The 9,270-nt window shown below is 59.3% G+C and carries 12 protein-coding genes and 2 pseudogenes; 12 read left to right on the top strand and 2 right to left on the bottom strand.

The window, feature by feature from the left end:
- Window positions 1–264 (bottom strand): annotated as a pseudogene (locus DQ393_RS30805) (hypothetical protein); the annotation flags it as partial.
- 145 nt (window positions 265–409) lie between these two features.
- Here DQ393_RS30805 and DQ393_RS30800 point away from each other — a divergent pair.
- From DQ393_RS30800 to DQ393_RS30780, 5 genes are all read left to right on the top strand, one after another.
- On the top strand, window positions 410–640 hold the full coding sequence (locus DQ393_RS30800; RefSeq protein WP_245430521.1) for a helix-turn-helix domain-containing protein: 231 nt from the start codon (window positions 410–412) through the stop codon (window positions 638–640).
- A 167-nt stretch (window positions 641–807) separates the two neighbouring features.
- Window positions 808–996 carry an AlpA family phage regulatory protein gene (locus tag DQ393_RS30795; RefSeq protein WP_245430520.1) on the top strand — a complete coding sequence of 63 codons (189 nt, stop codon included), beginning with the start codon at window positions 808–810 and terminating at the stop codon, window positions 994–996.
- Window positions 983–1,219, top strand: coding sequence for a hypothetical protein (locus tag DQ393_RS30790; protein ID WP_112345484.1), 237 nt, complete (start codon window positions 983–985; stop codon window positions 1,217–1,219). The genes DQ393_RS30795 and DQ393_RS30790 overlap by 14 nt, the downstream gene beginning before the upstream one ends.
- Window positions 1,212–1,691, top strand: coding sequence for a putative toxin-antitoxin system toxin component, PIN family (locus DQ393_RS30785; protein ID WP_245430519.1), 480 nt, complete (start codon window positions 1,212–1,214; stop codon window positions 1,689–1,691). Before DQ393_RS30790 ends, DQ393_RS30785 begins: the two co-directional genes overlap by 8 nt.
- Window positions 1,688–1,942, top strand: coding sequence for a toxin-antitoxin system HicB family antitoxin (locus DQ393_RS30780; protein WP_112345483.1), 255 nt, complete (start codon window positions 1,688–1,690; stop codon window positions 1,940–1,942). The genes DQ393_RS30785 and DQ393_RS30780 overlap by 4 nt, the downstream gene beginning before the upstream one ends.
- Window positions 1,943–2,310: 368 nt before the next feature.
- Here DQ393_RS30780 and DQ393_RS30770 read toward each other — a convergent pair.
- Window positions 2,311–2,658 (bottom strand): annotated as a pseudogene (locus DQ393_RS30770) (MBL fold metallo-hydrolase); the annotation flags it as partial.
- Between the two features lie 389 nt (window positions 2,659–3,047).
- On the opposite strand from DQ393_RS30770, the gene DQ393_RS30765 reads away from it, so the two are divergent.
- The 7 genes from DQ393_RS30765 to DQ393_RS30735 all read left to right on the top strand — a co-directional run.
- Window positions 3,048–3,773, top strand: a complete 726-nt coding sequence (locus tag DQ393_RS30765) for an AraC family transcriptional regulator (RefSeq protein WP_146759007.1) — start codon at window positions 3,048–3,050, stop codon at window positions 3,771–3,773.
- 93 nt (window positions 3,774–3,866) lie between these two features.
- Entirely contained in the window at window positions 3,867–4,766 is a 900-nt protein-coding gene (locus DQ393_RS30760; RefSeq protein ID WP_112345481.1) for a helix-turn-helix domain-containing protein, read from the top strand.
- 239 nt (window positions 4,767–5,005) lie between these two features.
- A complete protein-coding gene (locus DQ393_RS30755) occupies window positions 5,006–5,662 on the top strand; it encodes a hydrolase (protein WP_112345480.1) in 657 nt (218 codons plus the stop codon).
- A gap of 125 nt (window positions 5,663–5,787) precedes the next feature.
- The gene (locus DQ393_RS30750) at window positions 5,788–6,495 is read left to right on the top strand and encodes an alpha/beta fold hydrolase (protein ID WP_245430518.1); all 708 of its coding nucleotides are present in this window, start codon (window positions 5,788–5,790) and stop codon (window positions 6,493–6,495) included.
- 32 nt (window positions 6,496–6,527) lie between these two features.
- A complete protein-coding gene (locus DQ393_RS30745) occupies window positions 6,528–6,815 on the top strand; it encodes a XapX domain-containing protein (protein ID WP_112345487.1) in 288 nt (95 codons plus the stop codon).
- A complete protein-coding gene (locus DQ393_RS30740; RefSeq protein ID WP_112345236.1) occupies window positions 6,815–8,797 on the top strand; it encodes an amidohydrolase in 1,983 nt (660 codons plus the stop codon). The genes DQ393_RS30745 and DQ393_RS30740 overlap by 1 nt, the downstream gene beginning before the upstream one ends.
- Before the next feature lie 162 nt (window positions 8,798–8,959).
- On the top strand, window positions 8,960–9,270 hold a 311-nt coding region (locus DQ393_RS30735), incomplete at its 3' end, for a DoxX family protein (protein ID WP_145646940.1).

Genomic DNA, 9,270 nt, shown 5'->3' with positions numbered 1-9,270 from the left:
TTCCACCTGCGGAAATCCGACGGCGGCGACCATCCTGCTTTCAAGGCTCACCTGAATTTTCCAAAGCCGCTGCGTTTCATTGTGTGCGGCCAACCATTGCCGCCAAAGGTCCAGCGCGGGATCGCAGACGGCATTGTCGGCCGGCGCCTCGGCGCCGTCCGCGCCATAGTCAAACGGCCATGTCGCTGTGGCTGCGATCGTGCCCGTCAGCAACATCCTGCGCGTGACGGAAGACAAAGTCGTGTTATTGTCAGAATCAGCCATGATCTGAGCTCCATACAGCTTGGTTGTGGTCAGGCTGGGCGCGGTGCGCGAACACCGTGTTCAGCCGCGTTAAGGGCGATTGATCCTTTTGGATCATAGCGAAATGAGCTAAAGGGATCAATAGGCTTTGGTAACAGCGGGACAGATGCGGGCAGCTCGCGCATTGATTGGAATATCACAGGCAGAGCTTGCTCGTCGGGCCGGCGTCTCTGTGCCGACGATTAAGCGTTGCGAAAGTGAGGGCGAGAACATACCCGTCGTATCTTCCGAAACTCAGCGGAAGATATGTTCTGCTCTTGAAGCTGAAGGCATAGAGTTCATCCCGGAGAACGGCGGTGGTCCGGGCGTGCGATTGGCGAAGAAGACCGCGCGTTGAGGCCGGAACAGCGATTGTAAGTTTTTCCTTTTTTCCGCCGTCTCTACGCAGCAGTACGACGACGGCTAAATACCTATTGCAAAAGGGTAAATCTTGACTCCTCCCTGGTTCAGGAACAACCAGCAGGGGGCAGCGCTGCCACGCCCGTGCCAGAGCGAATCATCCGCTTGAATACCGTGCGTTCCCGCACGGGTCTTTCCCGCTCCACCATCTACCGCAAGATCGCCGAGGGTACGTTTCCCGCCCAGATCAGGATCAGCGTCAACGGCGCGGGATGGCATGAATCCGAGATCAATCGCTGGATCGCAAACCCCGTCGCATGGCGGCCAGAGGGAGAGCGCGATGATGGCCGATGACGGAAAGCTCGATGACAGAGAGGAACCGACGAATGACAACCAACCGCCTGATGGACAGGAGGGAGCAGGCAAGGCCGATGCTTCCGAGCGCCTGGACGCGGTTGTGCTGTCCATTGCCCGGTTGATCGGCCGACAAATGGCGCGGGAACACTTCGAGGTGTTGCGGGCCGTCAATGACAATCGGGGCGGAAGCGAAGACAGCGCAGAGGATGACAATGGATGACGAGAGCGATCAAAATATTGACATCTTATGGGATGTCTATAAATTATCTGCCATGAAGCTGGTTCTGGATACCAATGTGATCGTAGCTGCATTCCGCAGCCGCAACGGCGCAAGCAACCTGCTCCTGCGCTTTGCTGATCGGGGCATGGTGACGCCGCTTTGTTCGACGGCGCTGTTTCTGGAATATGAGGCGGTGTTGAGCCGACCGGAAACGCGACAGGCGACCGGCCACAGCCTTGAGGATGTCGCTTCGGTGATGAGCGCGCTTGCCGCCATTGCCGAGGGCGTCGATATCTCGTTTCGGACGCGGCCGATGCTCTCCGATGTCGCCGATGAAATGGTGCTTGAAGCCGCCTTAAACGGACAGGCCGAGGCCATCGTGACACATAACGTCAAGGATTTCCGTCCGGCGCTCGGGTTGGGCGTGACCGTGATAACACCGGGAGAGATTGTCAGGAGACTGAACACATGACGCAGACCCAACGCTACAAATACCCGCTGCAACTGCCGCAGTCGCTCAAGGAGACGGCGGCACGTCTGGCACAAGAAGACGGCGTGTCCCTCAATCAGTGGATCATTTCTGCGGTCGCGCAGAAGATCGGGGCCGTTGAGACGGCCAGCGAATTCCTGAAAGCGCGCGCAGCTACGACGAAGCGCGGCGCGCTGACAGGCTTGCTGGACAAAGCGCCGGATGTGCCGCCGCTGAAGGAAGACACCATCTGATGCAATGCATCGGGCCTGAACGGATGCGATGAAAGCCTTTTTGGTTGCTGGATTGGGCTGGAACGAAACCGCCCCCTCAAGGCCAGGCCGCGTCCCGCGGTGGCGCATGCCGCGCCAGCCTTGACCGGGCGGCAGGCGGCGGAAACGCTGCGCTCTCTCATCGGCGAAATCGTCCTCACACCGGAAACCAAGCGAGGCAAGGTTCATGCCGAGCTACGCGGCGAGTTGTTCGGCATCCTCGACTTCGCCAAGGCCGAAGAAACCGATCGGCCAGCCCGCTTTAGCCCGCAGTCACAGCCAAAATGGCGCATCAAGCGATGCGCTGGGGCATCCATCTCCCAATGCTGGCCGATCTTACCGCGTAACGTTCAGTAGTCCCACCACGCCGGTACCCAGCGAAAGAGATCGCCCGCCGCCGCGGTCCACGGACGGGAAAGGCATATGCGTCGAAATCGGCCAGGAGCCGTATCTGCAAGTGCGCGCATGACGCGGAGACGAACGTGCGTGGCTTCTTCCGGGTCATGTTCGAAGCCGTTATGCCATTGCGGGTGATGGAAGGACACTGGGAAGATCGCGTCGCCGGCGAACGTCAGTCGATCTCCGCCGGACCTCACCTTGACGACGCTGTGGCCGGGCGTGTGACCGCCTGTAGGGGTTACGGAAACATCAGGCGCCGCTTCGGCCTCGTCCTTGAAGGCGCGGATATGGCTGTCGTAGACATTCACCACGATCTCTTCGACTGTTGCCGTAAGATTGTACAAGATAGTTGTTGTCGTTGCCGTAACGCTTGTAATCACTGCGGTTGAATCCTTGATTTTCCGCGAGAATAAGCATTGCGCCGGTGTGCAGCAGAATTATAAGGTCTGCTGCAACCGAAATGTTCTCATGGATGCCATAGGCGTGGGGGCGTCTTGGAGGAGAGGGACTGAGCCTGGACAATCTTGAACTGAAAACGCTCGGCCCGTATTTCGACCTTCCGAAGGCCGCCTCGCTGAATGTGGTGCCCGTCAGGTCTTCGCCGGTTTGCGTCACGCGAATCGCCAAGGATGTCTCCGATGGCGAGAGGCCGATCGTCTCCCTTCCCATTTGCGATGCCTATTTCCTGATGGTCTACACCAAGGAGGCCCATCATTGCGATATCCTGCCGGATGGAACCAGGACGCTGCCGCGCAAGTTCGCGCGGGGATCGGTCTGCCTCGTCGACCTTTCCGAACAGGCCTCGATCGTCTTATACGCCAATCTTCACTCGGTTACGTTCTTTCTGCCAAAGGCGCTTATCCGGGAGGTTGGGGAGTTATCCAGCACAAGCCCGAAAATCCAGCTGCGGTGTCGAAGAGGCGAGAGGGATCCGGTTTTGAGCAATCTCACCGACGTTATCCTTTGCCTTTTCGATCGTGAGACCGGTTCCAGGGAGGCGCTCCTCAAACATCTGGCTATCGCGATCTGCTCTCATCTGATTGAGGATCCCGTGAGCGAAGCGGAGGCTGGCGCGGACGACGCGATCCTTCCCTACAACCGCGAGGCTGCGGCAAAAGAATTCATGAGGAAAAACCTCGCGCGTGAATTGTCCGTCGCGGAAATTGCCGCGGCGGCCGGCATCTCCGCCAATCATTTCTCGCAGGGGTTTAAGAAAGTGACCGGCGCCACGCCCCATCAATGGTTGATGCATGCGCGCGTGGAAGCTGCCCAGGAGCTGCTGCGCGGCAGTGAGCTGTCGCTGAAAGCGATCGCAGAAGCATGCGGGTTCGTGGACCAAAGTCATTTTACAAAGGTTTTCTCCCGCGAAACGGGGATGACGCCGGCGGTCTGGCGCGCCGGATGTCTTAACTGACTTCGTCGTGCGATTCGCGTCTTTCGTAAAAAATCGTTGGAATTTACCAATGGAATATCCTAGTTGGTAAGGGTGGGTTTACCGGAGCGCGCATTGGAAAGAGAATCGGAGGGCAGTGATGCGCCCGGAACACCTGTTCCCAGTCGATGGGTGATGAAGGCGTCGGCTATCACGATCACACGTCTGTGCTACGACAAGGACGATCTTCCGATCGCGCCGGCGAACAAACGCGACGAAGCGGTCTCTGTTATCACCCAGTTGACCGATTTCAGGATGCATCGGCTCTGGAGGAACAAGGAACTCATTTTCGAAGGTGGGCATCCGAAAGGTGCGATCGCCATCACCGATCTCAGGAATGAATGGCAATGCCATCATCTCTCGCCATTCGATAATTTGCGGTTCAATATCCCCCTATCCTTTGTGCGCTCTTTCCTGGAGGATATCGGCCGCCCGCAATTCGACGGGTTCGATTGCAGGCCCGGCACCAAGGACGACGTCATTCTTGGCCTTGCCCAGGCCGTCTTGCCTTATCTTGTCAGCCGGCACGAGGCCAACCAGCTCTTCTTCGAGCAAATCAGTTTGGTCCTGCTGACGCATTTGACCCATACCTATGCCAGCCAGTATTTTCCGACGAGGAGGAATGGCGTCCTGGCGCCATGGCAAGAAAAAAGGGTGCTGGAATTCCTGACCGCCAATGCTTTTGCGCAGGTCTCGATCACCGAACTTGCCGAACTATGCAACCTCTCCCGCAGTTACTTTAATAGGGCGTTCAAGGAGACATTCGGCCGGACGCCGTACCGCTGGGTCATGGAATATCGCGTTTCAAAGGCCAAGGATCTCCTGCTGTCGGGTCTTTCCATTCAAGAGAGCGCCACTGCATGCGGTTTCGCCGATCAAAGCCATCTGACGCGGGTGTTTTCGGATATTGTGGGAGAGCCCCCAGGTAATTGGCGGCGGCAGAACCGTTTGAAACTCGGCGGCAAGGCTTCATGAGGCCGCGGCCGGCCCGAAACTTGCTTTTTCGCGAAAATCTTGCCGCCTGATCCCGTCTCGAACCACGGGTCTCGTCTCCTTTCGGTGTCGTTCGATCTCCCGCCGCCGAAACAGTCCGAATATCCAAACTGTCCTTCTAAGCGACAAGAAGATTGCTCCCGCAGTGGGCATAATCCGCCCCGTGAACGCAATTCAGCTGAATGCCCACGCAGCTCAGCTCAACGCTTTTGAGGAACATAATGACTGTAAACGCGACACCGACGCCTGGCTCGAAGCTTCTTACGCCGAAGGATCACACCCTCATCATGATCGATTTTCAGTCGCAGATGTCTTTTGCGACCAAGAGCATCGATGCTGTCAACCTTCGGAACAATGCAGCTCTCGTCGCGAATGGCGCCAAGGGTTTTGGCGTTTCCACCATCCTGACTACGGTTGCGGAAAAGAGCTTTTCCGGTCCGATGTTTTCTGAAATCACCGATGCGTTTCCTGGTCAGAAGCTGTTCGATCGCACGTCGATGAACACCTGGGAAGACGCTGCAGTCATCGATGAGATCAACCGAATCGGCAAGAAGCGCATCGTGCTTTCCGGCCTTTGGACCGGCGTCTGCATCGTCGGCCCGGCACTGTCGGCCATCGAGCAAGGTTTTGAGGTCTTCGTACTGGCTGATGCCTGCGGCGACGTAACCGACGAAGCTCATAACCGAGCGATGGATCGCATGGTTCAGGCCGGCGCTCAGCCGATGACGTCTCTGCAGTATCTGCTCGAGCTTCAGCGTGATTGGGCTCGGACCGAGACCTACGACATGACCACCGGCATTGCCAAGAAGTTTGGCGGTTCCTACGGCCTCGGCATCATCTACGCAAAGACCATGTTCGGCGCGTCCGAAGGTCACTGAGGAGCAAATGGCCACCCCCGCTCATGCGATTCAGTGGCCCCGGCTCTTCGATCTTTCCCGTGGTGCATCCGTCTTTGCGCCACGGTACCTGCTGCTTCCTTCCTGTCATGTTCACGGAGCTCATCATGATCGCTTCACCATCGAATAGCGCGACCGTCGTCCTCGTACATGGGGCATGGGGGGACGCATCGAGCTGGAGATCCGTTATTTCCCTCCTGCTGAAGCGGGGCGTTTCCGTTGTCGCCGTGCAGAACCCGACCTCATCCTTGTTGGCGGATGTCGAGGCAACCCGCCATGCGCTGAATGAGATCGATGGGCCTGTGGTTCTCGCCGGCCATAGCTGGGGAGGAACCGTCATAACGGAAGCGGGCGACGACCCGAAGGTGAAGGCTTTGGTCTTTGTGGCAGCCTTCGCACCGGATATCGGCCAATCAACCGGAGATCAGGTCGCGGCTCACCCTGCGCCCCCTGGTCTGGGAGAGGTGAGCGCCGACCGCAGCGGCAGTTACATGATGAGCGTGAACGGCTGGATCAACGCTGTCGCGCAGGATCTGCCGGAAGAGGATGCGCGGATCCTTGCTGCGACCCAGCCGCCGCTCGGTGCCAGTACTTTCTCCGACAAGGTGAGCAAGGCTGCCTGGGCGAACCGCAAGAATTGGTACGTGATCTCAACCGAAGACCGAGCGGTCAGCGTAGAGCTCCAGCGGGAATTGGCGAAGAAGCTGAATGCCCGCACGACCGAACTCAAAGCCAGCCACATGTCATTGCTTTCGCAGCCAGAGGCCGTTGCCGCCGTCATCCTTGAGGCGGTTGCCTCGGCAGCAGCCGCGTAGGTGTCAAAAAGAATTAAAAAGGGACAATGTCCATGAAAATCTACCTCTATTCCCTGGCAGCCGGTTTGCTTGTCGGCATCGTCTACAGTCTGCTGAACGTCCGTTCGCCGGCGCCGCCTGTCATTGCCCTGGTCGGCCTTCTGGGCATTCTGGTCGGTGAGCAGATCCTCCCTTTCGCCAAAACGCTGATCAATAAGGAACCGGCTGCCGTCTCCTGGATGCAGCAGATCAAGCCGCACATGTTCGGCCACCTGCCGAAAGGCACCGATCGTATCGAGACTGCCCATCAGGCGAAGGTCAATGCCGAGGAGCGAAGCTGATGACGACGCGTCGATCCTTTCTTGGAGGCGCATCGAGCCTGGCGTTCTCGAACCTCTTCTCCCCGGCAAACGCCGCCGATCCCAACCCGACCGGAGTAGACACCATGCATCCCGACCTGATCCTCCACAATGGCCGCGTGACGACCCTTGACCGAACCAATCCGAATGCGACGGCGATCGCCATCAAGGACGGGCTGTTTCTGGAAGTCGGATCCGACAGCGAGATCATGGCGCTGGCTGGTTCTGGCACTAGGATCGTCGACCTCAAGGGCAAGCGTGTTCTGCCCGGCCTGATCGACAACCATACCCATGTCGTCCGCGGTGGTCTGAACTACAACATGGAACTGCGCTGGGATGGCGTGCGCTCGCTCGCCGATGCGATGGACATGCTGAAGCGCCAGGTGGCGATCACGCCCGCACCGCAGTGGGTGCGCGTCGTCGGCGGCTTCACCGAGCACCAGTTTGCGGAAAAGCGCCTGCCGACCATCGAGGAGATCAACGCTGTCGCGCCCGACACGCCGGTCTTCCTGCTGCATGTTTATGACCGCGCCCTGTTGAACGGCGCCGCTCTCCGCGCCGTCGGCTATACCCGTGACACACCGAACCCGCCCGGCGGCGAGATCACCCGCGATGCCAACGGCAACCCGACGGGCATGCTGCTGGCCAAGCCCAATGCCGGCATCCTCTATTCGACACTTGCCAAGGGTCCGAAGCTGCCCTTCGACTACCAGGTCAACTCCACCCGTCATTTCATGCGGGAATTGAACCGCCTCGGCGTCACCGGCGTCATCGATGCCGGCGGCGGCTTCCAGAACTATCCGGACGATTACGCCGTCATCCAGAAGCTGTCCGACGAGAACCAGATGACGGTGCGCCTCGCCTACAACCTCTTCACCCAGAAGCCGAAGGAAGAGAAGCAGGACTTCCTGAACTGGACCGCTTCGGTCAAATACAAGCAGGGCAACGATTACTTCCGCCACAACGGTGCGGGCGAGATGCTGGTGTTCTCCGCCGCGGACTTCGAGGATTTCCGCCAGCCCCGTCCGGAGATGGCTCCGGAAATGGAGGGCGAGCTGGAAGAGGTCGTGCGCGTTCTGGCAGAAAACCGCTGGCCTTGGCGTCTGCACGCCACCTATGACGAGACGATCTCGCGTGCGCTCGACGTGTTCGAGAAGGTCAACAAGGATATCCCGCTCGAAGGACTGAACTGGTTCTTCGACCATGCCGAAACCATCTCGGACCGCTCGATCGACCGCATCGCGGCCCTCGGCGGCGGCATCGCCACGCAGCACCGCATGGCCTACCAGGGCGAATACTTCGTGGAGCGGTACGGTCACGGCGTGGCCGAGGCTACGCCGCCGATCGCCCGCATGCTCGACAAGGGCGTCAACGTCTCGGCCGGCACAGACGCCACCCGCGTTGCTTCCTACAATCCGTGGGTCTCGCTGTCGTGGATGGTGACTGGCAAGACGGTCGGCGGCATGCAGCTCTACCCGCGCGCCAACTGCCTCGACCGCGAGACGGCGCTGCGCATGTGGACCGAGAAGGTCACCTGGTTCTCCAACGAGGAAGGCAAGAAGGGCCGCATCGAGAAGGGCCAGTTCGCCGACCTCGTGGTGCCGGACAAGGACTTCTTCTCCTGCGCCGAGGACGAGATCTCCTTCCTCGTCTCGGAGCTGACCATGGTCGGCGGCAAGATCGTCTATGGAGCAGGCGACTTCAAGACGCTCGACGAGAACGACATCCCGCCCGCCATGCCGGACTGGTCTCCTGTCCGCAGCTTCGGCGGCTACGCGGCCTGGGGCGAACCGGAAGGCGCGGGTGCCCGTTCGCTGCGCCGAACCGCCATCTCCACATGCGGATGTGCCACCGATTGCGGCGTGCATGGCCACGATCATGCTGGTGCCTGGACCTCGAAGCTTCCGGTCGCCGACCTCAAGGGCTTCTTCAGTGCGCTCGGCTGCTCGTGCTGGGCAGTCTGACCAGCCTCCAGCCCGGGCGGCCACACCGCCGCCCGAGCGTCACCTCATCATTGCCAAATCCGCAATTAAATCGAAACTATTGCTGCAATTGTTGGCGTGGCGGTTACCAGCCAATATCGCTCCATCAAAAGCGGCCTCGACGGCGAACATGCAGGAGCTGAAATGACCTTTCAATCTCATATGTCCAACCCAGTCCGGAGCAGTCTGGCACGCGCCGTCGGCTCTCCGGTCATCCGGACGGTATCACTGTTGGCTCTTTGCGCAGCCTATGTCCAAGGTCCGCTCACCAAAATCTTCGACTTCAACGGTGCCCTGGCCGAGATGGATCATTTCGGTCTCCATCCCGCCACCTTCTTCGCAGTGGCCGTCATCGTCTTCGAACTTGCCGCTTCGTCCATGGTGATCTCAGGCTTCCTGCGTTGGGCAGGTGCCCTGGCGCTCGCTGGCTTTACGCTTCTTGCAACCTTCATCGC

Source organism: Martinezella tropici (assembly GCF_003287875.1).
Classification (GTDB): domain Bacteria; phylum Pseudomonadota; class Alphaproteobacteria; order Rhizobiales; family Rhizobiaceae; genus Rhizobium; species Rhizobium tropici_C.
This window is presented reverse-complemented; position numbering and strand designations above follow the sequence as displayed.